At 69.4% G+C, this 25,073-nt stretch carries 28 protein-coding genes; 11 read left to right on the forward strand and 17 right to left on the reverse strand.

Annotated features, from left to right (window positions below):
* Window positions 1–40: 40 nt before the first annotated feature.
* Together ACQPY4_RS41415 and ACQPY4_RS41420 are read right to left on the reverse strand one after the other, a co-directional pair.
* On the reverse strand, window positions 41–1,675 hold the full coding sequence (locus tag ACQPY4_RS41415) for an ABC transporter permease subunit (protein ID WP_433330847.1): 1,635 nt from the start codon (window positions 1,673–1,675) through the stop codon (window positions 41–43).
* The gene (locus ACQPY4_RS41420; protein ID WP_433330849.1) at window positions 1,672–2,598 is read right to left on the reverse strand and encodes an ABC transporter ATP-binding protein; all 927 of its coding nucleotides are present in this window, start codon (window positions 2,596–2,598) and stop codon (window positions 1,672–1,674) included. Before ACQPY4_RS41420 ends, ACQPY4_RS41415 begins: the two co-directional genes overlap by 4 nt.
* Window positions 2,599–2,707: 109 nt before the next feature.
* On the opposite strand from ACQPY4_RS41420, the gene ACQPY4_RS41425 reads away from it, so the two are divergent.
* Window positions 2,708–3,847: a sensor histidine kinase gene (locus tag ACQPY4_RS41425; RefSeq protein WP_433330851.1), complete on the forward strand. Its 1,140-nt coding sequence runs from the start codon at window positions 2,708–2,710 to the stop codon at window positions 3,845–3,847.
* Window positions 3,848–4,052: 205 nt separating this feature from the next.
* Entirely contained in the window at window positions 4,053–4,712 is a 660-nt protein-coding gene (locus tag ACQPY4_RS41430) for a response regulator transcription factor (RefSeq protein ID WP_433330853.1), read from the forward strand.
* Window positions 4,713–4,992: 280 nt separating this feature from the next.
* Here the strand turns inward: ACQPY4_RS41430 and ACQPY4_RS41435 are convergent, their stop codons facing one another.
* Window positions 4,993–5,553, reverse strand: coding sequence for a TetR/AcrR family transcriptional regulator (locus ACQPY4_RS41435; RefSeq protein WP_433330855.1), 561 nt, complete (start codon window positions 5,551–5,553; stop codon window positions 4,993–4,995).
* Between the two features lie 231 nt (window positions 5,554–5,784).
* Between ACQPY4_RS41435 and ACQPY4_RS41440 the strand changes: the two genes are divergently transcribed.
* Together ACQPY4_RS41440 and ACQPY4_RS41445 are read left to right on the forward strand one after the other, a co-directional pair.
* Window positions 5,785–7,143: an MFS transporter gene (locus ACQPY4_RS41440; RefSeq protein WP_433330857.1), complete on the forward strand. Its 1,359-nt coding sequence runs from the start codon at window positions 5,785–5,787 to the stop codon at window positions 7,141–7,143.
* Entirely contained in the window at window positions 7,140–7,946 is an 807-nt protein-coding gene (locus ACQPY4_RS41445) for an SDR family NAD(P)-dependent oxidoreductase (RefSeq protein WP_433330859.1), read from the forward strand. Before ACQPY4_RS41440 ends, ACQPY4_RS41445 begins: the two co-directional genes overlap by 4 nt.
* Window positions 7,947–8,042: 96 nt before the next feature.
* Here ACQPY4_RS41445 and dnaB read toward each other — a convergent pair whose 3' ends face one another.
* Entirely contained in the window at window positions 8,043–9,395 is a 1,353-nt protein-coding gene (gene dnaB, locus ACQPY4_RS41450; protein WP_433330861.1) for a replicative DNA helicase, read from the reverse strand.
* Between the two features lie 329 nt (window positions 9,396–9,724).
* Between dnaB and ACQPY4_RS41455 the strand changes: the two genes are divergently transcribed.
* Window positions 9,725–11,053, forward strand: a complete 1,329-nt coding sequence (locus ACQPY4_RS41455) for an MATE family efflux transporter (protein ID WP_433330863.1) — start codon at window positions 9,725–9,727, stop codon at window positions 11,051–11,053.
* A gap of 63 nt (window positions 11,054–11,116) precedes the next feature.
* Window positions 11,117–11,305, forward strand: a complete 189-nt coding sequence (locus ACQPY4_RS41460) for a hypothetical protein (protein WP_433330865.1) — start codon at window positions 11,117–11,119, stop codon at window positions 11,303–11,305.
* A 7-nt stretch (window positions 11,306–11,312) separates the two neighbouring features.
* On the opposite strand, the gene ACQPY4_RS41465 is transcribed toward ACQPY4_RS41460, so the two are convergent.
* Together ACQPY4_RS41465 and ACQPY4_RS41470 are read right to left on the reverse strand one after the other, a co-directional pair.
* Window positions 11,313–11,477 (reverse strand): hypothetical protein, encoded by a 165-nt coding sequence (locus tag ACQPY4_RS41465; protein ID WP_433330867.1) that lies wholly within the window; start codon window positions 11,475–11,477, stop codon window positions 11,313–11,315.
* A gap of 338 nt (window positions 11,478–11,815) precedes the next feature.
* Window positions 11,816–12,241, reverse strand: a complete 426-nt coding sequence (locus ACQPY4_RS41470) for a TIGR03667 family PPOX class F420-dependent oxidoreductase (protein ID WP_433330869.1) — start codon at window positions 12,239–12,241, stop codon at window positions 11,816–11,818.
* Between the two features lie 175 nt (window positions 12,242–12,416).
* Here ACQPY4_RS41470 and ACQPY4_RS41475 point away from each other — a divergent pair, with 175 nt between their 5' ends.
* Window positions 12,417–12,848: a MerR family transcriptional regulator gene (locus ACQPY4_RS41475; protein WP_433330871.1), complete on the forward strand. Its 432-nt coding sequence runs from the start codon at window positions 12,417–12,419 to the stop codon at window positions 12,846–12,848.
* Between the two features lie 1,574 nt (window positions 12,849–14,422).
* On the opposite strand, the gene ACQPY4_RS41480 is transcribed toward ACQPY4_RS41475, so the two are convergent.
* The 6 genes from ACQPY4_RS41480 to ACQPY4_RS41505 form a co-directional block, all read right to left on the reverse strand.
* On the reverse strand, window positions 14,423–15,241 hold the full coding sequence (locus tag ACQPY4_RS41480; RefSeq protein WP_433330873.1) for a peptidoglycan recognition protein family protein: 819 nt from the start codon (window positions 15,239–15,241) through the stop codon (window positions 14,423–14,425).
* A gap of 190 nt (window positions 15,242–15,431) precedes the next feature.
* Window positions 15,432–15,878, reverse strand: coding sequence for a 50S ribosomal protein L9 (rplI, locus tag ACQPY4_RS41485; protein ID WP_433330875.1), 447 nt, complete (start codon window positions 15,876–15,878; stop codon window positions 15,432–15,434).
* 9 nt (window positions 15,879–15,887) lie between these two features.
* A complete protein-coding gene (gene rpsR / locus ACQPY4_RS41490; RefSeq protein ID WP_019631633.1) occupies window positions 15,888–16,124 on the reverse strand; it encodes a 30S ribosomal protein S18 in 237 nt (78 codons plus the stop codon).
* 55 nt (window positions 16,125–16,179) lie between these two features.
* On the reverse strand, window positions 16,180–16,752 hold the full coding sequence (locus ACQPY4_RS41495; RefSeq protein ID WP_433330877.1) for a single-stranded DNA-binding protein: 573 nt from the start codon (window positions 16,750–16,752) through the stop codon (window positions 16,180–16,182).
* A 23-nt stretch (window positions 16,753–16,775) separates the two neighbouring features.
* Entirely contained in the window at window positions 16,776–17,066 is a 291-nt protein-coding gene (gene rpsF, locus ACQPY4_RS41500; protein ID WP_433330879.1) for a 30S ribosomal protein S6, read from the reverse strand.
* Window positions 17,067–17,253: 187 nt separating this feature from the next.
* A complete protein-coding gene (locus ACQPY4_RS41505; protein WP_433330881.1) occupies window positions 17,254–17,415 on the reverse strand; it encodes a hypothetical protein in 162 nt (53 codons plus the stop codon).
* 203 nt (window positions 17,416–17,618) lie between these two features.
* Here ACQPY4_RS41505 and ACQPY4_RS41510 point away from each other — a divergent pair, with 203 nt between their 5' ends.
* The 3 genes from ACQPY4_RS41510 (at window position 17,619) to ACQPY4_RS41520 (ending at window position 20,249) form a co-directional block, all read left to right on the forward strand.
* Window positions 17,619–17,924, forward strand: coding sequence for a hypothetical protein (locus tag ACQPY4_RS41510; RefSeq protein WP_433330883.1), 306 nt, complete (start codon window positions 17,619–17,621; stop codon window positions 17,922–17,924).
* A gap of 1,016 nt (window positions 17,925–18,940) precedes the next feature.
* On the forward strand, window positions 18,941–19,711 hold the full coding sequence (locus tag ACQPY4_RS41515; RefSeq protein ID WP_433330885.1) for a deoxyribonuclease IV: 771 nt from the start codon (window positions 18,941–18,943) through the stop codon (window positions 19,709–19,711).
* A 169-nt stretch (window positions 19,712–19,880) separates the two neighbouring features.
* Window positions 19,881–20,249, forward strand: a complete 369-nt coding sequence (locus tag ACQPY4_RS41520; protein ID WP_433330887.1) for a DUF4190 domain-containing protein — start codon at window positions 19,881–19,883, stop codon at window positions 20,247–20,249.
* On the opposite strand, the gene ACQPY4_RS41525 is transcribed toward ACQPY4_RS41520, so the two are convergent.
* The gene (locus tag ACQPY4_RS41525; RefSeq protein ID WP_433330889.1) at window positions 20,243–20,677 is read right to left on the reverse strand and encodes a barstar family protein; all 435 of its coding nucleotides are present in this window, start codon (window positions 20,675–20,677) and stop codon (window positions 20,243–20,245) included. The genes ACQPY4_RS41520 and ACQPY4_RS41525 overlap by 7 nt on opposite strands.
* Before the next feature lies 1 nt (window position 20,678).
* A complete protein-coding gene (locus ACQPY4_RS41530) occupies window positions 20,679–21,020 on the reverse strand; it encodes a ribonuclease domain-containing protein (RefSeq protein ID WP_433330891.1) in 342 nt (113 codons plus the stop codon).
* A 110-nt stretch (window positions 21,021–21,130) separates the two neighbouring features.
* Here ACQPY4_RS41530 and ACQPY4_RS41535 point away from each other — a divergent pair, with 110 nt between their 5' ends.
* The gene (locus tag ACQPY4_RS41535; RefSeq protein WP_433330893.1) at window positions 21,131–22,063 is read left to right on the forward strand and encodes a MerR family transcriptional regulator; all 933 of its coding nucleotides are present in this window, start codon (window positions 21,131–21,133) and stop codon (window positions 22,061–22,063) included.
* Between the two features lie 411 nt (window positions 22,064–22,474).
* On the opposite strand, the gene ACQPY4_RS41540 is transcribed toward ACQPY4_RS41535, so the two are convergent.
* The 3 genes from ACQPY4_RS41540 to ACQPY4_RS41550 form a co-directional block, all read right to left on the reverse strand.
* A complete protein-coding gene (locus ACQPY4_RS41540; protein WP_433330895.1) occupies window positions 22,475–23,386 on the reverse strand; it encodes a phosphotransferase family protein in 912 nt (303 codons plus the stop codon).
* A gap of 77 nt (window positions 23,387–23,463) precedes the next feature.
* Window positions 23,464–24,036: a TetR/AcrR family transcriptional regulator gene (locus ACQPY4_RS41545; RefSeq protein WP_433330897.1), complete on the reverse strand. Its 573-nt coding sequence runs from the start codon at window positions 24,034–24,036 to the stop codon at window positions 23,464–23,466.
* Window positions 24,037–24,060: 24 nt separating this feature from the next.
* Window positions 24,061–24,945 (reverse strand): D-alanyl-D-alanine carboxypeptidase family protein, encoded by an 885-nt coding sequence (locus tag ACQPY4_RS41550; RefSeq protein WP_433330899.1) that lies wholly within the window; start codon window positions 24,943–24,945, stop codon window positions 24,061–24,063.
* Window positions 24,946–25,073 lie beyond the last annotated feature (128 nt).

The raw sequence follows: 25,073 nt of genomic DNA on the forward strand, positions 1-25,073 counted from the left end.
ACCGTGCGTCTGTGTTTCGTGGGGGCCGCCCGCTTGAGGGTCATGCGTCCTTCCTTCGTAGTTGGTAAGCGGCCAGGGCCAGGGCTGTGGCGGTGTAGGCGGTGAGGACGGCGAAGCCGGCCAAGGGGGAGAGGGGGTAGTAGCCGGACGTGGGGGTGTAGGTGGTGAAGACGTGGGCGTAGCGCGGGAGGCTTTGCTGGACGGCGAAGCCCGCGGCAGGGGTGATGCGGAGGAGCCACTCCGAGGCGCCTGCGGGGAGGACGCCGGCGATCGCGACCATGTACGGGACGATCACCGACGCGACGGTCAGCGTGACCGCCAGGGCGGCGCGGCGGAGGAGGGCGCCGAGTCCGAGGGCGAGCAGGGCTCCCATGGCGATCAGAAGTCCGGTTCCGATGACGACGCGGACCTCGGTGAACGAGGTGACCTGGAGGACGTGGAAGCCTTTGGCCCTGGCCCGGCCGCGGCCGATTGGAAGGGACACGAGCGTTGCGGCCAGCCCCATGGTGAAGGCGACGGCCGCGAGGACGATGGCCTTGGCCGCCAGGACGCGGGCTCGGTCCGGGGTCGCGGTCAGGGTGGTGCGGATCAGCCCTCGCCGGTACTCGGCGGTGATCGACATGGTCCCGCCGACGATCACCATGATCAGGGCGGCGAAGGCTCCCACCAGGAAGTGTTCGACCGCGAACCCGTTGCCCAGGGCCACGCCGCCGACGACGGGGGCGATGTCGCCCGCGCCGCTGATGGTGAACCCGTCGCCCGCCCGGGTGAACCCGCCCTGGAGGGACGGCGCGTAGCTGCCCGACGTGCCCGCGCGTCCCAGTTGCTCGCCCTTCCAGTCAGCGGGACGCCACCCGCCCCGCAGGTCGGCACGACCGAACGCGGCGGGACGCCACGCGCCGCGCAGATCGGCGCGGCCGAACGTGGCGGTCGCCATCGCGGGGCTGGACGAGGCGTGCCGATCCCCCTCCATGACCTGCGGGGACGTGACGAACAACCCCACCTGCACGGTCGCGGGCAGCCTGTCGGGACGGGCCGTGGCGACCTCGCGCCAGCGGACACCGTCGGCGGACTCGTACCCCGTGATCGCGGAACCCGACCTGACCAGCCGCAGCCAGCGGGCAGTGCGCGACCCCGCGACATCGTGGACGTAGTCATGCTGCATGCGGACGCCGTGGGCGCCCGTGGCCATGATCGCGGCATAGGACGACCCCTGGGTGAGGTCTTCCTTCACGATCAGCCCGGCCTTCGCCCAGGGCTGGAGCCCTTCCTTCCCGCCGCCCGTCCCACCGTCCGCCCCGACCTCCTTCCCACCGTCCGCCCCGGCCCCCTTCCCGCCGCCCGGCCCGGCCTCCTTCCCACCGTCCGGCCCGGCCTCCTTCCCACCGTCCGGCCCGGTCTCCGTCCGGCCGGTCAGCGCGGTCACCGGGACGGTGATGCTTCCGTCGCCGGTCAGCGGTTGGTGCACGAAATAGAAACTGTCGTTGACGGCCTCGCCACCCGGCCCCACGGGGAGGGTGGGGTCGGGATCGCGCTGGGGGAGCTCGGCACCGGCCGTCCCAAGCAGCCCGACCAGCACCATCGCGAACGCGGCCAGCAGCATGCCGATCACCCAGCCGCGGACCGTCGTGAACTTGGTCCACTCGGCGCGGAGCAGCCTGCCGAAGCCGCTCACCGCGTCGCCCCGGCGGTGCGGAACTCCACGGCGTCGCGGGTGAGCTCCAGGTACGCCTCTTCGAGGGTGGCGCGATGGGCCGCCACCTCGGAGAACGGCACTCCGCGCGCGCCGAGCACCGCCACGACCCGTTCGGCCGACAGCCCGGACACCGTCAGCACGTCCCGCCCCGTGGACGCCACCGTCGCGCCCTGCCCCACCAGGACGCTCGCCGCATCGGGTCGTGCGGTGGTGCGGAGCGTAACGCGTCCGTCCGACACTTCGGCGAGCAGCGCGTCGACGCCCGCGTCCGCGATCACCCTGCCGCGCCCGACGACCACCAGATGATCGGCGATGTCCTCCAGCTCGCTCATGAAGTGGCTGGACACCAGGACCGCCCTGCCCTCGGCGGCCAGTCGTGCGAGGAGGCCGCGCATCCAGGCGATGCCTTCGGGGTCGAGGCCGTTGAACGGTTCGTCCAGCATGATCGCGCGGGGGTCGCCGAGGAGCGCGGCCGCGATCCCGAGCCGCTGCCGCATCCCCAGCGAGAAGCCGCCCGCCCTGCGCCGCGCCACCCCGGCCAGACCGGCGAGCTCGATCACCTCGTCCACCCGCCGTCCGGTCAGCCCCTGGGAATGAGCCAGCCACAACAGATGATTTCGGGCGGACCGGCTCGGGTGCAGCGCCCCGGCGTCCAGCAGCGCCCCCACCCACGTCAGCGGGCGCGGCAGGCTCCGGTACGGACGACCGCCGACGAGCGCGCGTCCCGCGTCGACCGCGTCCAGCCCCAGGATCACGCGCATCGTGGTCGATTTGCCCGCTCCGTTCGGCCCCACGAACCCGGTGACCCGTCCCGGCCGGACGGTGAAGGTCATCCCGTCCAACGCGAGGTTCGACCCGAACCGCTTGCGCAGCCCGTCGACCTCGATGGCGATTTCGTCCATGTCCCAGCCCTTCGTCCGACAACTCGCCCCAAGATGGACCGGACGCCATAACGCGGGCCGAACGCGGACCGTCACCCCGCTGTTAGGTCACTCCGGGCATGCTGGACGCATGAGGCCCCGAACCGCCCGGCAGCGTTTCACCACGCTCTACAGCGTCCTGTTCCTGCTGTCCGGCGCCGTGCTGCTGGCCATCGCCAACATCGGTGCGTCCAGCACGAGCCAGGCCGTCCCGGCCGGTGACCAGCCGATCCGCGAGCCGTCGATCGCCGACGCCCACGCGCGCATCGCCCAGCTCCAGGAGCAGCTCGCCGACCAGCAGACCGAGTCGGGCCAACGGCTCCTGATCGCCTCGGTGATCGCCCTCGCCGTGATGGCGGTGGTGTCGACCGTCCTCGGCCGCGTCGTCGCCGGACGCGTCCTGCGCCCGCTGCGCACCATGACGGCCGCCACCCGCCGGATTTCGGCCGACAACCTGCACGAACGCCTGGCCGTCCGGGGCCCGTCCGACGAGGTCAAGTCGCTCGCCGACACCATCGACGAGCTGCTCGGACGGCTGGAGGGCGCCTTCTCGGCCCAGCGCCGCTTCGTCGCCAACGCGTCCCACGAACTGCGCACCCCGCTGGCCACCATGCGCGCGTCGCTGGACGTCGCCATGGCCAAGCCCGACCCCGTCCCGCCCCAGACCGCCGCCCTGGCGGGACGCCTGCGCACCGAACTCGACCAGGTCGACCGCCTGCTGGAGGGCTTTCTCATCCTCGCCCGCACCCAGCACACCGCCGTGCCCGACGCCACGTCCCTCTCCCTGACCGACCTGGTCTCCTCGGCCCTCAGGACCCGCGCGGCCGACGCCATCACCCGGGACCTGACCGTCCGCGAGCATCACAACGGGGACGCCACCGTCCATGGCAACGCCACCCTGCTCAGCCGCATGGTCGACAACCTGATCGACAACGCGATCCGCCACAACGACCACGGGGGCTGGATCAACGCGTCCACCATCACCGACGGCTCGTCCGTCCGCCTGGAGATCGAAACCGGAGGCCGGACCCTCGACCCCGCCCAGGTCGCGCAATTGGCCCAGCCGTTCCACCGCCTAGGAGCGGACCGCACCGGCTCCGACACCGGCGTCGGCCTGGGCCTCTCGATCGTCGCCGCCATAGCCGCCACCCACAACGGCACGCTGACCCTCACCGCCCGCCCCGAAGGCGGCCTCAAGGCAACCGTCACGCTCCCCCGGGAAACCCCATGACCACCCATCCCACACCCCTGCCACCGGCTCCGGCCGTCACACCCATGACGAAAACCAACAAGCGCGCGCTAACAACCTCCAGCGCGACGAGCCGGGCCGCACCCCGCCCCCACCAAACCACCACGCACCTCCACTCGGCACCCCACCAGCCCGCCCTCGCCACGCGAGCCCAGTCGACGCCCCCACTGCCACGCCGGGACGCGCCATGAGGGTTCTGCTGGTCGAGGACGCGCGTGCCCTTGCCGACGTCATCGTCGAGGGTCTACGCGATCAGGGCATGGCCGTCGACGCCGCCCACGACGGCCTGGAGGCGTCCGCGAAGCTCGGCGTCAACGCCTATGACGTGGTCGTCCTCGACCGCGACCTTCCCGGCATCCACGGCGACACCCTCTGCCAGATGATCACCGACCGGGACGACCGTGCGATGGTGCTCATGCTGACCGCCGCCGGTGCGCCGGGCGATCGCGTCAGCGGCCTGAGCCTGGGCGCCGACGACTACCTCGCCAAGCCGTTCCACTTCCCCGAGCTCGTCCTGCGGATCCGCGCACTGGCCCGGCGGCGCCCCGCCGCCCGTCCACGCACCCTCCGCGCGGCAGGGATCGAACTCGACCCCGTCCGCCGGACGGTCACCCGCGACGGCCACCACATCGACCTGTCGGTCAAGGAGTTCGCCCTCCTGGAGGCGCTCCTCCACGCCGCGCCCGCCCACCTCAGCACCGAGGACCTCCTTGAGCAGGTCTGGGACGAGAACGCCGACCCCCTCACCAACACGGTCACCGTCACCATCGGCCGCCTACGCCGCAAGCTGGGCCATCCCCCGATCATCACCACCACCCCCCGAGTCGGCTACCGAATCACCCCCTAACCCTGCGCCACGTTCCCAGCCGACCACACCGCCGACAGACGCCTCCAAGTCCTTGAGAGTGCCGGTGGACGTCCAGAGCTAGCGAGAACGTCCCAGCTCAGGAGTCGTTTCGGCCATGCCGCAGCGGAAGCGAGTTCCGCTGGACCGAGGCGCGGCGTCGTCAGTTGATCGCGAGGGCCGTCGCTGGGACGTCCCTTCAACCAGCTCACCGCCGCAAGCGTGGGCTGCTACCCCGCCGAAGCCGTCTCGCCAATGCACGAGTGCACAGCCTCGCGGCCGGTCAGGACGACACGACCTCCCGGGCCAGATCCACCGCCGCCGTCGCGGCGGTACTCGTCCCGGCAATGCCGCAGTCCGGTGAGTAGAGGCCGTTGATGATCAGCAGGATCCGGTCGACGAGCTGGTCCGGGTCGGCCGTGGAGGTACGCGCGGCCAGCTCGCGGAGCTGGTTGCGGACCGTCTGGAGATGTTCCACGACAAACCGATGTGCGGGGTGGTCGCGGTCGGGGTATTCGGCGAGGGTGTTGCGCAGGCCGCAGCCCCGGGTCCCGGGCACGCTGTCACCCACGATGCGCACCAGCTCGACCAGCTGATCTTCCGGCGTCGTGGCGGCGGCGAGGGCGCGGGCAAGCGTGGAGTTCCAGTGGCTGCTCCCCCGGTGCAGATAGGCCACCACAAGCTCGTCCTTGCTGGCGAACTCGCGATAGAGCAGGTTCTTTCCACAGGCCGCCTCGTCGATGATCCGCTGCATGCCCACGGCGTGCACGCCGTAGCGATCGAACAGCTCGGTCGCGGCGTCCAGGATGCGTTCGCGCGTTTGAGGTGAGGGCCTACGGGCCATACCGACACGCTAGCAGACCGATCGGTCCGTTTAGATTGCCCGGGTTGACAGGGCCGCGCCCATGCGAGAACGATGCACTCAGATCACGGACCGATCGGTCCGTCATTATGGGACCGATCGGTCCACCATCCAAAGTTCGAGAGGCCCTGCTGAATGGACACCGAGACCGCGCCACCGGGCAGACCCGACAGACTCGGCGCCGACGCGCCGTATCCACGCCGGTGGGCGGCGATGGTCGTATTGATCATCGCCTTCATGCTCGACCTGCTGAACGTCACGATCGTGAACGTCGCACTGCCCGCCATCCAGCGAGACCTGCGAGCCGATGCCACCGACCTGGAGTGGATCTCGGCCGCCTACCTGCTCGCCTTCGCCGCGGCGCTGATCACCTTCGCCCGGGTCGGCGATCTCCTCGGCCGCAAGCGGGTCTTCCTGTGGGCTGTGGCCGCCTTCGCCGCGACGGGCCTGTGGTCCGGCCTCGCGAACAGCGTGGAGATGCTGATCATCTCGCGCGCCGCCCAGGGCCTGGCCGCCGCGGCGATCGCCCCGCAGGTGATGAGCCTGCTCTACAGCATGTTCACCGGACGGGAGCGGGGCACGGTCTTCGGCATGTTCGGCCTGGTCTCCGGGGCCGCCCAGGCGGGCGGGCTCGTGCTCGGCGGCGTGCTGATCACCGCGGATCTCGGTGGCCTGGGCTGGCACATGATCTTCATTGTCACCGTGCCGGTCGCCGTCGCGCTGGTCGCCGTGGGCGCATGGCTGGTGCCCGAGAGCCGGGTCGCGAACGGCGTGCGTCCCCGATGGCTCGCCGCCGGAGTGCTCACCATAGGGCTGGTCGCCATCGTGTTCCCGCTCCTGGAGGGCCGCACCTTCGGCTGGGCGCCCTGGATCTGGATCTGCCTGATCGCGGGCATCGTCGCCGTGGCGGGACTGACCATCATCGAAGATCGTCGGCCGGAGCGCAAGGCGGGTGCACTCCTGCCCCTGGACCTGCTGCGCAAGCGGACCGTCACCGCCGCTCTGGTCGTCGAACTGGTCGCGTTCGCGGCCTTCAGCGGCTTCAATCTGGTGACGCTGGTGTGGATGCAGAGCGGCCTGGGCTATTCGGCCCTGGACGCGGGGCTGGTCTCCATCGCGCTCATCGCCGGAGCCCTGCTCCTCACCTCGTTCGTCGGCCGTCTCACCCACCGCTTCGGCTACCGCGTGATCCTGGTCGGCTCCCTCGCGGGCGCGGCAGGCAGTACGGCCGTACTGGTCGCCGCCCAGTCGGGTGCGGCCGACACGACCAGTTGGGCTCTGGTGCCCGGCCTGTTCCTGCTCGGCGTCGGAACGGTCCTGATCATGCCGCCGCTCACCACGATGTTCCTCGCGGCCGTCCCCGCCGAGCACGCCGGTTCCGCCTCGGGCACCTGGAGCACCGGCCAGCAGTTCGGCGCCACGCTGGGCGTCGCCGGCGTGGGCACCGTCTTCTTCGCGGCCGCCGACGACGGCGGCTTCGACTCCGCGATATCGGTCGGCATGTACGTCATCACGGCGGCCCTGGTCCTCGCCGCCGCACTCACCCTGACGCTCAAGGAAGAGGGAGCATGAAGAACATCGTCATCCCGGGCGGCACCGCCGGTCTGGGGAAGGCGCTGGCCCGCACCTACATCGAGCGAGGCGACAACGTCCTGGCCATCGGCCACGACCCGTCCAACGGCGAGAGGTTCGTCAAGGACGGTGGAGAGTTCCTTCTGGCCGACCTCAGCCTGATCGGCGAGAACGAGCGGGTCGTCCAGGAGATCGCGACCCGGTTCTCCTCGATCGACGCGCTCGTCCTGTGCACCCGTTTCTTCCGTTCGTACCGCCGCGAGACCTCGGACGGCATCGAGCACCAGTTCGCCCTTCACTACCTCAGCCGCTACCTACTCGGGCACGGGCTCGCCAACCTGCTGGACAAGGCCCCGGCACCGGTCATCGTGAACGTCGCGGGGCCCGGCGTGCCCGCCGGGCGAATCCACTGGGACGACCTCGAACTGAAACGCGGTTACGACGGTTTCGAGGCCCTGTTCCAGGGCGGCAAGCTCAATGATCTGCTCGGCGTCTCCTATGCCGACGCTCATCCCGGCAGCCGAATCCGCTATGCGCTCGTCTTTCCCGGCAACGTGGCAGGCAACCTCGCGGGTGAGTTCGATCCGGAGACGGCGGCCCAGGTCAAACGGATGAAGGCCGGGGCACTGCCGGTCGCGGTCGGCATCGCCCCGATCATCGACATCATCGACGCCCCGCCGGACGAACCCCTGAGCGCGTTCTTCGAAGGCCGACGCCTCAGCCTGGCGGGCCCGGCCTTCGACCGGGACCACGCGTCCCGCCTGGCGTCCATCACCAAGCGCCTCCTGGACGAACGAAGCTGAACCTCAGTCCGGCCACGGCCAAGACCCCGGCCTCCATCGTCCCCTCAGCCGCGGCCTTGTCCGCAATGGCGAACTAGCAGCTCGCAGCAGCTGGGTTTACTGGGCCATGTCGACGAAGCGGCTGTAGTGGCCCTGGAAGGCGACGGTGACGGTGGCGGTGGGGCCGTTTCGGTGTTTGGCCACGATCAGGTCGGCTTCGCCCGCTCGGGGGGACTCCTTCTCGTAGGCGTCCTCGCGGTGGAGCAGGATGACCATGTCGGCGTCCTGCTCGATGGAACCACTCTCGCGCAGGTCGGACACCATGGGCTTCTTGTCGGTGCGTTGTTCGGGACCACGGTTGAGCTGGGACAACGCGATGACGGGGACGCCGAGCTCCTTGGCCAGGAGCTTGAGGGACCGGGAGAACTCCGAGACCTCGACCTGGCGGCTCTCGACCCGTTTGCCGGACGACATCAGCTGCAGATAGTCGATGATCACCAGGCGGAGGTCGTGCTGCTGTTTGAGGCGCCGGCATTTGGCGCGGATCTCCATCATCGACATGTTGGGCGAGTCGTCGATGAACAGGGGCGCTTCGGCGACCTCGCTCATGCGGCGGGCGAGGCGCGTCCAGTCTTCGTCCTGCATGGTGCCCGAGCGCATGGCGTGCAGCGCCACGCGCGCCTCGGCGGACAGCAGACGCATGGTGATCTCGTTGCGTCCCATTTCCAGGCTGAAGAAGGCCGAGGTCAGCCCGTGCTTGATGGACGCCGCGCGGGCGAAGTCGAGGGCGAGCGTGCTCTTGCCCATGGCGGGACGGGCGGCGACGACGATCATCTGGCCGGAGTGGAGGCCGTTGGTGAGGGAGTCGAGGTCGGCGAAGCCTGTGGGGACGCCGACCATCTGGCCGCCGCGGCTGCCGATGGCCTCGATCTCGTCGAGGGCGCCGGGCATGATCTCGCTCAGCGGGACGTAGTCTTCGCCGGATCGCTTCTCGGCGATGGCGAAGACCTCGGCTTGGGCGCGGTCGAGGACGTCGTCGGCGTCGGCGCCGTCGGCCGCGTAGCCCATCTGGACGATGCGCGTTCCGGTCTCGACGAGCTTGCGCAGTACCGACCGCTCGCGGACGATCTTGGCGTAGTAGCCCGCGTTGGCCGCCGTCGGGACCGAGGAGATCAGCGTGTGGAGGTACGGGGCGCCCCCGATACGCGAGATCTCGCCGTTCTTGGTGAGCTCGCCCGCGATGGTCACGGCGTCGGCCGGGTCGCCGCGGCCGTAGAGGTCGAGGACGGCGTCGTAGATGATCTGATGCGCCGGACGGTAGAAGTCTTGCGTGCGCAGGACCTCGATGACCTCGGCGATGGCGTCCGGCGAGAGCAGCATGCCGCCGAGGACGCCCTGTTCGGCGGTGATGTCGTTGGGCGGGGTGCGCTCGAACTCCTGCTCGTGCGATCCGAGCTCGGTCACACTCATCCTGCGCACCCCCTTTCGCGTGGTCGTCAGCGGCATCGCGAGCACCGCCACCGGCCGTTCACCCCACGTCTATCGCAGGTGTCGGACATTCTCCGGGCACCGCGCGGCACTGAGCAAAGCGAGCTGTGGACGGCGGTGTGGAGTCGCTGTGCAGACACGCCGCGATCGTTGTGCACGACCTGGGGATAACTTTGGGGAAAGTCAACTCGCGCCGACCGCCGCAGTCCTCTGACCTGCCGAGACGTCGTCCACCGGGTGTGTGGGAAAAGAAAAGCCCGCGAGACTCCTCCTGTAATGGTCTAACTTTTTTTGTCTATTACACTGAGGGCATGATCGGCCGCTCCCTCCGCGCGAACGCGCACGACCGCGAGATCCTCCGGCTCGCGGTGCCCGCCTTCGGCGCGCTGGTGGCCGAGCCACTGTTCCTGCTGTCCGACTCCGCGATCGTCGGCCATCTCGGCACCGCACAGCTCGGCGGGCTCGGGGTCGCCGGACAGGCACTGGCGACGCTCGTCTACCTGTGCGTGTTCCTCGCATACGGGACGACCGCGAGCGTCGCCCGCCAGGTCGGCGCGGGCGATGTGACGGGCGCGATCCGCCAGGGAATCGACGGCATGTGGCTGGCGCTCGCCCTCGGGATCGCCCTCATGGCCGCCGGATGGCCGCTCGCGCCCTGGCTCGTCGACGCGTTCGGCGCCTCCGACGCCGTCTCGCCCTATGCCGAGACCTACCTCAAGGTCAGCCTGGTCGGCCTCCCCGGGATGCTGATCGTCCTGGCGGGCACCGGCGTCCTGCGCGGCCTCCAGGACACCCGCACGCCCCTCCTGGTCTCCATCGGCGGGTTCGGGCTCAACCTCGTCCTGAACCTGCTCTTCGTCCTCGGGTTCGGGTGGGGCATCGCGGGCTCGGCCTGGGGGACGGTGATCGCCCAGACCGCCAGCGGCGGCGTCTATGTCGTGATGGTGCTGCGCGCGGCGCGACGCCACGGCGCGTCCGCCCGGCCGGACATCGCCGGGCTGATCGCGGCCGCCGGAGCGGGCGTCAACCTGATCTTGCGGACGGCCGCGCTGCGCCTCGTCCTCATCGTCGCGACCTCCGTCGCCGCACGGATGGGCGACCCCGAGGTCGCCGCCTACCAGATCGGATTCCAGGTCTGGACGCTCCTGGTGTTCGCCCTGGACGCCATCGCGATCGCCGGCCAGGCGATCACCGGCCGCTATCTCGGCGCCGCCGACAGGACGGGAACGCGCCAGGTCACCCGGCGGATGATCCAGTGGGGCGTGGCCTGCGGGATCGTCTTCGGCATCGGCATCCTCGCCGTCCGCCCGTGGCTGCCCGGCCTGTTCACCTCCGACGACCACGTCCGCGACCTGCTGCTCGGCTCGCTGATCATCGTCGCCCTGCTCCAGCCGTTCGCCGGGGTGGTCTTCGTCCTGGACGGCATCCTGATCGGCGCGGGCGACGGCGCCTACCTCGCCTGGACGACCATGATCGCGACCGTGGCGTTCCTCCCCGCCGCCCTGCTGGCCTACTGGTGGGACGCCGGGCTCACCGGCCTGTGGCTGGCCATCGGCCTGTGGATACTCGCCCGCCTCACCACGCTCGGCCTGCGCGCCCGCGGTGACGCGTGGATGGTCACGGGAGCCGTGCGCCGCTGAACGACCGGAGTGAAATCGGGGAACCACCCGCGCGGCACCCGCCGGCACCGCTAGCATTCGAACATGTGTTCAACCCATGGCGAGCGGATGGCCCGCCTGACTCAGGCGATCGACGACCTGGCCGCCGAGGGCCTGGCCGGTCTGCCTCCCGAAACGCTGGTCGAGCGGGTCGCCGGCATCTGGTCGCTGGTCGAGGGCATCGACCCCGAGATCGCCCGCCGCCGAACCCGCTACACGACCCCCGACGGCTGATCCACCTTCATCCCTCGAACACCTCGCCCGCCTCCGCGAGCGTCGGACAATCCGCCAGGCGGACGTCGGCCGGCCCGGCGGGAAAGTCGGTCGGCCCGTCCTCGACCACATCTGGGTGCTGCCGAGCGGGAAGCTTCCCGTCCACCAGATACGCGTTGACCGCATCGTTCACGCAGGTTCCCGGTGTCAGGAAAATGGCCGATGGCATGTCCAGTTTCTCGGACGCCGCCAGGCGGTCTGAGTATCTCCCTCCAACTGCACCACGACACCCGTCGGGTAACGACGCTTACCGATCGATGGATTGGACGGCCAGGCCCAGTCGCAGAGTACGGTCGGATAGGTCCCCTTGGGCTTCTCGGAAGCGACGGTGGCCAGGGCACCGCTCCCTGCGTTTCGCCCAGACCCGCGAGCTGGCCCGCGGCTTCGGCGTCGGCTCGTCCGCCATCGAGGACGGGCCTAAGGTCGCCCCGCAGAGACACCTCCCCCACTCACCCAACCCCAAAGGCAACGTCAGACGCGCAGCCGTTCAGGCGTGATGACAAGCGGGGCAGAGAAAAGCGACGCGAACCGTTCGGGCGTCTCGAACAAGGCCCCGATCCGCTCGGTGTACTTGGCCAGATAATCGACCTGCTCGTTCGCCGCCGCCAGCTCTGGAGCGTGCTTGATCGTCCCCTCGATCCGGACGATGTTCCGGCCGATATCGGTGACATCGAGCGTAAAGCTCACCTTCGGGTTGGCCTCGATGTTGCGCAATTTCTGCTTCCCCGGCTGGCTGTAGAGCAGGATCGTCCCGTCCTCCCGAAGCAGGAACCAGACGGGAACGCTGACCGGCTGCCCGTCCGGCCGCACGGAGGTCAACCACGCGATCAGATTGCGCCGCAGCCGCTCCTCGACCCGCTCGCGATCGGCGGGTTCCAAATGTGCTGTGAGCTGCATGGATGTTCCTCCAGATTCCAACGGGACGCGTGTCGCCCACCTACAACGCCTCCCGTCCCCCGGCCCATCCCGCATCCGTCAACTCCCTGGAAAGCGAGTCCGAGCCCCGTCGCCATCGCGAGCCAATATGACCCCGACTCCCCGCGCCACCAGATCGGTGCGAAATCATGACGGCATGCACGACCTGACCCCGATACGGGAGGCCGCCGAACTGTTCGAGGTGCCCATCTCCACGTTGCATTACTGGGAGCGCCGCGGGCTGCTGGAACCCCACCGACGCTCCGGGCGCCGGTTCTACGACCCCGAACAGCTCTACCGAGTGGCCCTGATCAAGATGTGGCGGGAGACCGGCCAGATGTCCATCGAGGAGATCGACACCCTTCTCCGGCGCCGCGCCCCCGGCCGCCAATGGCAGGAAACCGTACGCGCCCGCATCACCGCCCTAGAAGCCCACATGGCCCAGCTAGAAGCGGCACGCACCTACCTGAGCCACCTCCTCACCTGCGCCCACGGCGAGGCCTTGGAGCAATGCCCCAAATTCCGAGCCACCGTCCCCCTCCCAACCAAGGCCAAGCGACACATCCGCACCCACCCTGACCCCTCCTGAACACGTCCAACGCAACCCGACCGCCCCAGCGCGCCCCACCCAACTACGAGCAAGCACACACCCGCCGAAACGACTTCCACCCAAACCCACGCGCCGCCCTCAACACGAACCACCTGCTCACGACAAAGCCCCACCCGCCCAAGCCAGCTGCGCCCAAGCCCCCACCACGAGCAGCCCTACGAACGCGCCGTCCACAGGCAAGCCAATACGCCCAAGGCACGCCGCACCGTCCGTCCAGCGCTGCCACACTCGGCGCCAAACATCGAAGCTGGCGCATCATTCACCCTCATCTACGCGAACGCTCGCACCGGGCCACTCGACGCATGCGGCCACAAACCGGCTAGCCAAGCCAAACCGGACACGGGAAAGCCCAACGCAATCATGCAGAGCACCGCACTGGACGCGGTTGTTGAACTGGCATGGGCGAGCGGAACGCCAGCCGACTCGCGCCTTGCAAGACCGAAGCGGACAAGCTGAACACGAACAGCCCGGCATACCGAACCAAACGCGAGCACGACCGGCGCGAATGAGCTCAATGCGAACGGGTCGGCATACCGCACCAAACTCACTCGCCCCGACGTGGACGAGTCGGACGCACCGCCCAGCCAAGCGAACCAGGCGTGAGCGCGCCACACGTCGACGAGTCGAATGCGAGCGGGCTGGCGCCTGGCGAGACTGATGTGGACGAACTGATCGCGAACAGGCTTCGCCTAGCGAACCAAACGTGAGCGCGGCCGAACGGACGAGCTGAGTGCGAGTGGGCAGCCGCTATACGAGGCCGATGTAGACGAACTGAATGCAGAACGGCCTGGCCAAGCAAACCAAACGCGAAGAGGCCCAGCACGGACGAGCTGAACGCGAACGGGCCGCCGAAGCGGACCAACACGAGCGCGACCAGCGCGGATGAGCTGCGGCAGAGCAGCCAGGCGCAGCGATCCAAACGCCGTCGGACCGGCGTGGACGGGTTGGACGCGAACCGCCCGGTCAAGTGAAAGACGTGAGCGCGCCCCGCGTTGACGAGTTGAGTTCAGCAGGTGGGCGCCTTGTGAGGCTGATGTGGACGAACTGATCGCGAACGGGCTTCGCCTAGCGAACCGAACGTGAGCGCGGCCCGCGCGGACGGGTCGGGTGACTGGCAGACGGTATGCGAGACCGATCTAGACGAACCGAATGCAGGCGGGCCCGGCGAAGCGGGCCAAACGCGAGCGGACACCGCTCGGACGAGTTAAGTACGGGCGGCTCGGCCTTCTTGGAAGGCTCGATGCGGACGAGTTGAGCGCGAGCGGGCTGAGCGCGGACGGGCCGAGCGCGGACGGGCCGAGCGCGGACGGGCCGAGCGCGGACGGGCCGAGCGCGGACGGGCCGAGCGCGGACGGGCCGAGCGCGGACGGGCCGAGCGTGGATGGACTGGGTGTGGATGGACTGGGTGTGGATGGACTGGGTGTGGATGGACTGGGTGTGTGGGCTGGGTGTGTGTGGGCTGGTGGGAGTGGGTGGGTTGGGTTGCTGGGCTAGGTGTCCGTGGTGGATGGGCTGGGTTGAGGGCGTCCTGGTGGGGCGGGAGTTGGGTTGGGTTAGGAGCGGGGCTTGGGGTTGGTGGTTGAGGGTGGCTTGGGTTTCGATTTGGGTTTGGGCTTGGGCTTTTGGGCTGGCTTTCTCGGGGTGGTGAGGCGGGTGGAGACGGTTCGGCGGAGGGTGGGGAGCTTGGCGTAGAGGAGATTGCCGGGGCAGTCGGTGTCCACGAGGTCGCGGTGGCCGACGATGGCTTTGGTCGGGTCTAGGCGGTAGACGGCGCAGAGCCAGACGCAGGTGTCCACCAGGGCGTCCCAGAGAGGGGGCGGGACCTTGGATTTGGTGTAGTTGCCCTCGTTCTCGATGCCGATGGTGTGGTCGTTGTGGTGGAGGGCTTGGGCGCCGACGACGTGTTGGCCTGCGAGGATGGCGGCGAGGCTGCGGTTGCGGCCTTCCATGATGTGGCCGCCCCGGCTGATGGTGAGCTGCTGGCCGGCGTCGTCCCAGCCGCGGCCTTGCATGTGGAAGCGCTGGATGCTGCGGGACAGGTCGTAGGCGTGGGCCAGCGAGCGGTCCGAGGTGTTCGGGCTGTCGGTGTGGTGGACGACGATGTGGTCCGGGGCGCGGCCGAGGATCTTGGCGGGACGGCGGGGCGGCTTGGCTTTCCAGGCGGCGCGGCCGTGGATCTTCGGCGGGACCTTCAGATACGCGGGGTAGGTGGGAACCTCGCCGCGGAGGTCGGGGCCGGCGGCTTCCTCGTAGTCGCGTTTCCAAGCGGCGTGAGGGTCGAGGTCATCGGGCGGGTCGGGGTCGGTGTGAGCCAGGGCGTCGTTGCTTTGCAGGAGCAGCAGGTCGACGAGGCCGAATCCGAGGATCCCCACCACCGTCCGCCTGTTCGGTTTTCCCTCCGGGTGTGCGGACACTGGTCCCCTTCCGTGGCGTGAAGATCCACTTACGGAAGGTAGTGGCCGTGAGGACGGTCTCCAAGGATGCGGCAATCCGGGGGCGTTTCACATGAAACGGAAACGGCCGGGACCCCGAGCGGGGTCCCGGCCGTGTCGTGCCAGGTGGTCAGGCCTCGACGACGCTGACCTCGATCGCGGCGTCCACGTCGGAGTGCAGCCGGACGCTGACCCGGTGGGTGCCGACGGTCTTGATCGGGTTGCCGATCTCGATGCGGCGCCGGTCGAGGTCCGGGCCGTTCGCGGCCTTGACGGCCTCGGCGATGTCGGCGGCGGTCACCGCGCCGAACAGGCGGCCGTTGCTGCCCGTACGAGTGCGCAGCGTGACCTTGAGCGACTTGAGCTGACCGGCGACCTCTTTGGCGTGCTCGACGGTCGCGATCTCGCGAGCCGAACGTGCCTTCTTGATCGAGTCGATCTGCTTCTCCGCGCCACGGGTCCACTTGATCGCGAACCCGCGCGGGACGAGGTAGTTGCGGCCGAAGCCGTCGCGCACCTCGATGACGTCGCCGGGCTCACCGAGCCCGGAGACCTGCTGAGTCAGGATGAGCTTCACGTCGGACTCCTATCGCGCCGTGCTGGTGTACGGCAGCAGCGCCATCTCACGGGCGTTCTTGATCGCCGTGGCGACGTCCCGCTGGTGCTGGGTGCAGTTGCCGGTCACACGGCGGGCACGGATCTTGCCGCGGTCGGAGATGAACTTCCGCAGCAGACCGGTGTCCTTGTAGTCGACGTAGGAGATCTTCTCCTGGCAGAAAACGCAAACCTTCTTCTTCGGCTTGCGAGGAGGTGGCTTCGCCATCGTGGTGCTCCTTTGATGAGAGCCCCGCTCGCGCGGGAATGGACGTGATTGTCAGTTAAAACGGGGGGTCGTCGGAGAATCCACCGCCGCCGCCACCGCCGCCCCCGGTGGCCCAGGGGTCCGCGGGGGCGCCGCCGCCACCGCCGGGGCTGCCCTGCTGCTGGCCGCCGCCGAAGCCACCGCCGCTGTCCCCACCGGGACCGCCGCCGTAGCCTCCGCCGCCACCACCACCGAAGCCGCCGCCACCGCCGCCGCCACCCTGCCGCTGGGTCTTGTTGACCTTGGCGGTGGCGTTGCGCAGCGACGGGCCGACCTCGTCGACCTCGATCTCGAAGACGGTGCGCTTCTCACCCTCGCGGGTTTCGTACGACCGCTGCTTGAGACGCCCCTGCACGATCACCCGCATGCCGCGCTGCAGGGTCTCGGCGCAGTTCTCCGCTGCCTGCCGCCAGACATTGCAGGTCAGGAAGAGGGCTTCGCCGTCTTTCCAGTCGTTCGACTGGCGGTCGAAGAACCGCGGCGTCGAAGCGATGCGGAACGACGCGACCGCCTGGCCGCTGGGGGTGAAACGCAGATTCGGGTCCTCCACGAGGTTCCCGACCATCGTGATTACGGTGTCGCCTGCCATGGGGCTCGCTCCGGCTGGTGGTGTTAGTGGACCTCGGGGCGGATGACCTTCGTACGCAGGATCGACTCGCTCAGGTTGAGCTGACGGTCGAGTTCCTTGACCGTGGCAGGCTCGGCCGAGAGGTCGACCACCGCGTAGATGCCTTCGGACTTCTTCTGGATGTCGTACGCCAGACGGCGCCGACCCCAGACGTCGACCTTCTCCACGCTTCCCCCGCCGTCCTTGACGACCTTCAGGAACGGGTCGAGCGACGCGGAAGCGGTGCGCTCGTCGATGGCGGGGTCGAGGATGGCCATGAGTTCGTAACGACGCATGCTGTGTCCCTACCTCCTCTGGACTGGTGCGGTCACGGTCTCTCCGTGACAGGAGGGCTCTTGCGTCCGTCGCGGCGGTGGTGCCGGCCAGGTGGCCAGGGCATCTGCCGCGAGACCGATACAGGCTACCAAGAGTTGGCAGCGTGACGGCCCAGGTCCGCGCCGATCGGACGGACGAGAACGGCGATCAAGAACGCGACCGCGCACCGGGTCTGGCGCAGCGGCGGCGTTCGAGCTCGGCCATGATGTCGGCCATCCGCGCGCGCATGCGCGCCGTCTGCGTCGTGAGCGCCGAAAGCTCCTCGACGAGCTCGGCGTCGCCGATGATCGTCAGTTCGCCGTTCTTCACCTCGTGCACCTCCTGACTCGCCGCCGAAGGACGGCCCCCGAGCCCGTCCTTCGAATCCGTGTTCGAGGTTACCCGGAGCCACCGACATTTTCCGCTCGTCCGGCCCTGGTTGATCCTTCGTCCTCCCGGGCATCTCTCTACGGCACGGTCGCCGGACCGCGAGGGGGACGGCGACACGTCCACGTTCGGAGGAGGTGCCCCCGATGCCACATGAAGTCGCCGGGAAGAGGCGCTCGACCCTGAGCCTCAACACCGACGGAGAACGCCACCCGGTAGAGAACTCGCTGGCCGTCGCGGCGATCACGATCGGCCTGCTGGCCCTCGTCCTGGGCTTCATCCCCGACACGCACTTCTTCGGCGCCATCGCCGGCGTGATCGGCCTGCCCCTGGCTCTCTACTCCCAGATGATCTCGGCCACCACCGGCGAGCGCTGGCTCAACGTCATCGGCATGATCGCCTCCTTCGTCGGCGCCGCCTTCGCCCTTCGCCACGGCGGCTTCAACCCCTAACACTCGCGGCGGCCGGTGCCCACGCCCGTCCCCGGAGGCAGCCAGCCCTAGCCCTGGCCCACTGGGCTGGCCCGTCGCGTCCTGCCCGGCCACCGCTCAATCTTCGTGGGCGCGTCCCCGTATGCCGCAGAGTGCCCCAATCCGCGTGCCCTCGTCCTGACGCGGCGGTGCGTGGCCCACCGAGGTGTGGCCCTGTTGCCGTGCCGGGACGAGGCCCTTCCTCACCAGCCGGACCGTGAACCGCGTAGGCCGCGCGGATGGCGACGCGTTCGGTGAGGAGTCCTGATCGGTAGGCCAGCGCTAGGCGACGGCCCGTCCCGGACGGCTCGTCCCACCACCGGTGAATGGCTTGTTCACCCGGGACTGCTGTGCAGTTCGTCCTCCTGCAGCCGTCCACGCCTGCTGGGCCTTGTCCGTCCGGCTGTGCCCAACCTTTATCGGGGTCCGCAGCCCATGCCTTGAGATGTCGGGGTAGACGGAACGAGCTGACTGGCACGAGCGCGCTGATCTAGGTCCGGCGCACCTGCCTCGATCCGAGGCGCCTGACACAGCCGAGCGCGCTCAGCGAAAGGGGCGTCCAGTCCGGGTACATGGCGGTCCGGGCGCTGGCCGGAGCACAGCCTGGCTGGACGCGTGGGGAAAACCGTGCGTAGGCAGGACGCGTGCGGATGGACCGTGCGTGAGAGGGCGTGCGCGGGCGGGACTCGTGCGGGCGGGGGCGGCGGACAAGCTGTGCGCGGCAGACAGTGCTCGGACAGGGCAGGCGCGGGCAAGGACGGGCGCGGGCTGGCGCGTGTTTGGGCGGGCCGTGTGGTGGACAAGGCGGCGCGCGGGCGTACGCGGGCGGCTAGCCGGTGTGGGACAGGACAGTGCGCAGGCAGGACGGGCGTGGGCAGGGGTGAATTGGGCGGGATCTGCGGCGGACAAGGCGTGGGCGGGTGGGTGGGCTGGGTGGGGGCGGGACGCGGGTGGGTGGGCTGGGAGTGGATGTCGGTGGAGAGGGTTAGGGTCGGGGTATGCGCATTGGAGCTCATGTCGATCAGGTCAATCCGCTCGACGGTGCCCGGGCCAGGGGCGCGGATGTCGTGCAGTTCTTCCTTGGGGACCCGCAGGGGTGGAAGAAGCCGGTGCTGCCTGAAGGGGTTGAGGCGGTTCGGGATTCTGACGTCGAGGTCTATGTGCATGCGCCGTACACGGTGAACGTGGCGACGTCGAACAACAGGATCCGGATTCCCAGCCGGAAGATCCTTTCGCAGCAGCTGGAGGCGGCGGCCTCGATCGGGGCGAAGGCGCTGATCGTGCATGGCGGGCATGTGCTGAAGGCGGACGATCCCGAGACGGGTTACGAGAACTGGCGAAAGGTGTTCGAGCGGCTTGAATGCCCGATTCCGGTGTACATCGAGAACACCGCGGGTGGCGACAACGCCATGGCGCGGAAGTTCGACCGGATCGCTCGGTTGTGGGAGGTGTTGTCCGGGATTGAGGGGTTGGAGTCGAAGCTGGGGTTCTGCCTTGACACGTGCCACGCGCACGCGGCGGGCGAGGAGCTCATCGACGCCGTCGACCGGATCAAGGCGATCACCGGGCGGATCGACCTGGTGCACTGCAACGACAGCCGCGACACGTTCGGGTCGGGGGCCGACCGGCACGCGAACATCGGGACGGGCAAGATCGAGCCGGATCTGATCCTCGGGGTCGTCCGGGCGGCGGGCGCTCCGGTGATCGTGGAGACGCCGTCCGACGGGCAGGCCGACGACATCGCGTGGCTGCGGTCCAAACTGGCCTGACCTGGCCTCGGCCCGCTGACTTCGGACGGGTGGGAACTCGGAGGTCCGGTGGTGCATCAAACCACATGGACAATTCACGAGTTCAGGCCACACTGACATAATCCGAACCTCAGCCCCAGCGCACGCGGGACGTCCAGGGCGGCGGGCGCACGAAACGATCGGGATGGCAATGGGACAACCCCCGTACGACCCGTATGGCGGCTATCAGCCCCAGGATCCGTATGCGAAGCAGCAGCAACACCACCATTACTACGGCTCGATGCCCATGGCCCCGCCGACCAACGGGATGGCCACGACCTCGATGGTCTGCGGCATCGTCGGCATCCTGCTGTGCGGTATCGCCAGCCCGTTCGCGGTCATCTTCGGCCATGTCGCGCTGGGGCAGATCAAGCGGACCGGTGAGGGCGGCCACGGGATGGCCGTGGCGGGTCTGATCCTCGGTTACATCGTGACCGTCATCTGGGTGCTCATCCTGCTCTTCTACGTGGGCTTGATCGCGGCGTTCGTGGGCGCCGAGAACAGCAGTTCCAACTACTGAAGCCTGGGGACACCGGCCACCTCGACGCCGTAGCTCGACAGGAGCACGGCCATGGGGGTCCCGGTGTCCCGCCACTTCTCGACGGCTTCGGCGAAAACGTCCAGGACGGTGCGGAACGAGGCCTGGTCGTTGTCGGCGAGCGCGGCCCAGCCCTCGTACAACACCAGGTAGCCGCGGTCGGCGGGGGCCCACGCGAGGTCGGTCAGGCAGTCCTCCAGGGCGTCCCAGTTGGCGCCGAACCATTCGGGGAAGTCGAAGGCGTCGGCGGCCAGGCGCAGGAACGCGTCCTTGTCGGCGGCGATCCGGCCGTCCAGCCGGAAGACGCGCCACCCTGCCTTGGCGGCAAGGTCTTCCTTACTGTTGAGGGAGGGCACCTGGTAGACGCCCGGCTTCCGGCGTCCTTCCAGGAGATCGGTCAATGCGTCCACGTCATCTCCCCGCCACGCGAGCGAACGCGCGGTAGTGATCGCTGGTGTAGTACCGCTCGCCGTCGGCCCCGGTGACGATGCGTCGCGCGCCTCGGTCATGCGAGCCCGGCGTCGGGACGGTGTATTCACGGTAGAAGCCGCAGCGTTCCTCCGGTAGGCGGCCCTCCCGGTTGGCGAAGACCGACCCGTCCTGGCGGTAGGGGAACGGTCCACCCTGGTCGATGAGCCGGAGGGTCCACCGCGCCTCGGGCGGCAGGCCGTCCTGCCGGACGACGGGGAGCGTGTCCTGCGCGCAGGCCCCGAGCGTCAGGGCCACGACCAGCGCCGCCACGACCGTCCTCACGCTCGTGATCGTCGCACGGCGCCCGGCCGGGACAGGCCACCGACGCGCGCTACGGCATCCTGACCTCGGGACTTGAGTCTCCACTGACTGGAGACAGGAAGGTGAAGGGCATGGACGGCGACACCCTTTACACGATCGGCGAGCTGAGCCGCCGCACCGGCCTTGCGGTCCGGACGATCCGGTTCTACTCCGACGCGGGGGTGGTGCCGCCGACCGGCCGCACCGAGGCCGGCTACCGGTTGTACGACCTGGACGCGGTGGCGCGTCTGGATCTGGTCCGCACGCTGCGCGACCTCGGCGTCGACCTCGCGACCGTCCAGCGGGTGCTGGCGCGCGAGGTCACGATCCCGGAGGTCGCGGGCGCGCATGCCGAGGCGCTGGACGTCCAGATCCAGACGCTGCGGCTGCGGCGGGCCGTGCTGCGCGCGGTGGCCAAACGAGGCTCGAGTCCTGAGGAGATGGAACTCATGCACAAGCTCGCCCAGCTGTCCGACGAGGAGCGCAGGCGGATCATCGGCGACTTCATCGACGAGGTCTTCGGCGATCTCGACGTCCACCCGGAATTCGCCGCCAAGATGCGCGCGGGGATGCCGGACCTGCCGGACGATCCCGAGCCCGAGCAGGTGGACGCCTGGGTCGAGCTGGCCGAACTCGTCCAGGACGCCGGGTTCAAGGCCAGGATCCGCGAGATGATGGAGCAGCAGACCGCCGAGATCGCGCGGAACGAGGCCCCCGATGACATGCAGGGCCTGGTGGAGGTCACCCGCGACAAGGTGCGCGGCGCCCAGGAGGCGGGGATCGAGCCGGGTTCGCCCGAGGCCCGTCCGGTACTGGACGAGATCGTCGCGGCGTACGCGAACGCGTACCGCAAGGCGGACACCGCGGAGTTCCGCCTCGACCTGCTGAAGCGCATGGAGATCGGCAACGACCCGCGCGCGGAGCGCTACTGGCACCTGCTGGCGATCATCAACGGCTGGCCCCAGATGCCGTCGTTGAGTCCGCTTTTCGCCTGGTTCATCGCGGCTCTGCGGGCCCACGCCTGATCGCGCGGCGAGACGGCGGCTGATCGCGCGGCGGAACGGCGCCTGAACGCGCGGCGAGACGGCGCCCGATCGCGCGGCGGAACGGCGCCCGAACGCGCGGCGGAACGGCGCCCGAACGCGCGGCGGAACGGCGCCCGAACGCGCGGCGGAACGGCGCCCGAACGCGCGACGGGACGGCGGCTGATCGCGCGGCGGAACGGCGCCCGATCGCGCGACGGGACGGCGCCCGAACGCGCGGCGGAACGGCGCCCGAACGCGCGACGGAACGGCGGCTGAACGCGAAGCGGGACGGCGGCTGAACGCGCGGCGAGACGGCGCCCGATCGCGCGGAGGGACGGCGCCTGAACGCGAAGCGGAACGGCGGCTGAACGCGAAGCGGGACGGCGGGGCGCCGTTCCGCCCCGCTCTGGGTCAGTCGTCCAGGAGGTCGCGGAGGTAGACGAGGGTCTCGGCGTGAAGGTCGGGGAGGTCGTGCTCGCGGGCGTGGAGGAGGTCGGTGGCCGGGTCGGCCAGCGTCCAGAACCGGAGTTTGGCTTCGAGGCGCGGCGTGAGGGCGAGGCCGCGGTGCCGCTGGACCCGGGTGACGAAATCGCGGCCGGCCTCGGGCCAGAGGTAGCAGAACTCGTAGTCCGGGTCGGAGATCGTGACGTCCCCGAAGTCGATCAGGCCCGTGATGCGGGTGCCGGTCACCAGGAGATGGTCGAGGCTGATGTCGGCGTGGATCAGGGTGGGTTCGTAGTCGAAGTTGGCGTCGTCCCCCACGTAGCCTTCCCAGGCCGTGAGCAGCGCTTTTGCCGCTGAGGGGGACAGGAGAGGGAGCACCTCGGCGTGGAGGGGAGCCAGTTGCTCGGTGAAAGTGGCGCGGAGGTCCCACTCCTCCACGCCCAGTTCCTTGGCGCGGTCCATCGGGAAGGAGTGGACGGCGTCGAGCATCTCCGCGATCTGGCGGGGCGGGTCGGGTTCGTCCAGGAGGCCGCGCTCGCGCCACTCGTCCTCCGAGAGCGAATCACCCGGGACGAGGGGGTAGGCATGGAAATCGCCCGGACCGAAGGGGTTGGGCGCGGTGAACGCGAAGCGGGGGATCGGGACGTCCAGCCGGGCGGCGAGCTCGGGCAGCAACCTGGCCTCGCGCTCGGCCCCGTCGGCGCCGTCCTGGTTCTTGGGAAACCGCAGGACGTACGCGTCCGGCCCGTCGAGTAGCAGCGCGATGCTGGTGAATCCCGCGCCCAGCGGACGCAGCGGGCCGGAGGCGAGGTCGGGACGGACGGCAGCAAGCGCCTCGCGGACGACCCGCTCCCACCCGGGAGGAAGATCAGGACCCATGGCCGCACGCTAACGCTCCACAAGGCGTATTCGCCTCCCGTTATCGCACGCCCGCGTCCCGCCGGGGTTGTGGTTCGTCAGGTGGGGGTGGTGCTGGTTATCGCGCGTAGGGCTTCGGCTAGTTCGTGGCCGGTGGGGACGCGGTCGGGGTCGATGAGGAACTGGGCGGCGATTCCCGTGAGGAGTGCCTGGTAGAAGGAGCCGATGGCCCAGACGTTCTCGGCGCCCGGTTCGACTCCCCCGAAGCCTTCGGCGAGGCCGACGCGGGCTTCGGCGAGGGCCTCGGCGAGGCGGTCGCGGATCTCCGGGACGTGCTGGACCTGCCCGATCGTGTCGAACGTGGCGGCCCACAGGCGGCGGTGCTCGGCCATCGAGCCGATGACGTGGGTCCAGATCGCCTCGAATCGTTCCAGGGGCGGGGTACCGGGATCGATCTCGGTGGCCAGCGCCCGCGCGAGCTCGTCGCCCCACTCCTTGTTGGCCTGGGCCAGGGCGGCGTTGAGCAGCGCCTCCTTGGAGCCGAAGTGGTACCCGATGGCGGCCATGCTGACGCCGGCGGCCGAGGCGATGTCGCGGACGGTGGTCCGCGCGTACCCCTTCTCGTACAGGCATCGCTTGGCCCCTGCGAGCAGATCCTCACGGTTTCCCATGCGCGCGATGCTACGACCAGTCCGTCACCCCCTGTGGAAGCCCCAGTTGAGAAGTCGGGTGGCGTCGGTGAAGCGCGAGTGGGGCCGGGTGCGGGAGCTGTTGAGGACGGCGCCGACGAGCGTCCGGCCGTTGCGGCGCGCGGCGAACAGGAAGCTGTAGCCCGCCGCGCGTGTGTAGCCGCTCTTGATGCCGATCATCCCCCGGTAGTCCCCGAGCAGAATGTTGGTGTTGCGCCACACGTACTTGTGGTGGCCGCGGGTTCGGCGTAGGGCGTGTCGGCTGCGGCTTACGACGTTGCGGAACTCGGCGTAGCGCAGCGCGTACCGTCCTAGGGTCACCTGGTCGCGGACGGTGGAGAGGCCGGGGGATTGGGGGAGTCCGGCGACATCGGTGTAGCGCGTCCGCGTCATGCCCAGGGCGCGGGCCGTCCGGTTCATCTTGCGCACGAACCGCTTGTGCCCGGGTCCGTAGGTGTCGGCGAGGGCGGCGGCAGCGTCGCATCCGGACGGAAGCAGCATGGCGCTCAGCAGTTCGCGGGCGGTGAGGCGGTCGCCGGGACGCAGCCGCGCGACCGAGCCGTTCCGGGCGGCGGCGTAGGCCGTGTGGCGGGGCCTGATCCGGATCCGGCGGTCGAGGCGTCCGGAGCGGATGACCACGAGCGCGGTCATGACCTTGGTGATGCTGCCGATGGGACGGCGTGTGTGCGCTCCGCGGCGCCACAGCGTCCGGCCGGTGTCGGCGTCGGCGAGGTAGGCGGAACGGGCTCGGATGCGAGGGGGACCGGTCGCGGCCGAGACCGCGTTGTGGACGGACGCCGACGCTGTTTTCGGAACGACCGAGCCGCCGCTCTCGGGCGGAGCCGCGAGACCGGCCAAGCCCAGGGCGGTGGCGACAAGAGTGATGATCATGATCCGCACGATCTGTTGACTACCCCGAGTGACCGCCGATCCATCCCGTCCCGGCAAGACTTGACCTTCCAGAACACTGGAATAGATCATTCCGTTCTGTTAAACTGAGAACAGAACGCTCCGTTCCA

Origin of the sequence: Spirillospora sp. CA-294931, from assembly GCF_050946795.1 — a bacterium.
In the GTDB taxonomy this organism is placed as follows: Bacteria; Actinomycetota; Actinomycetes; order Streptosporangiales; family Streptosporangiaceae; genus Spirillospora.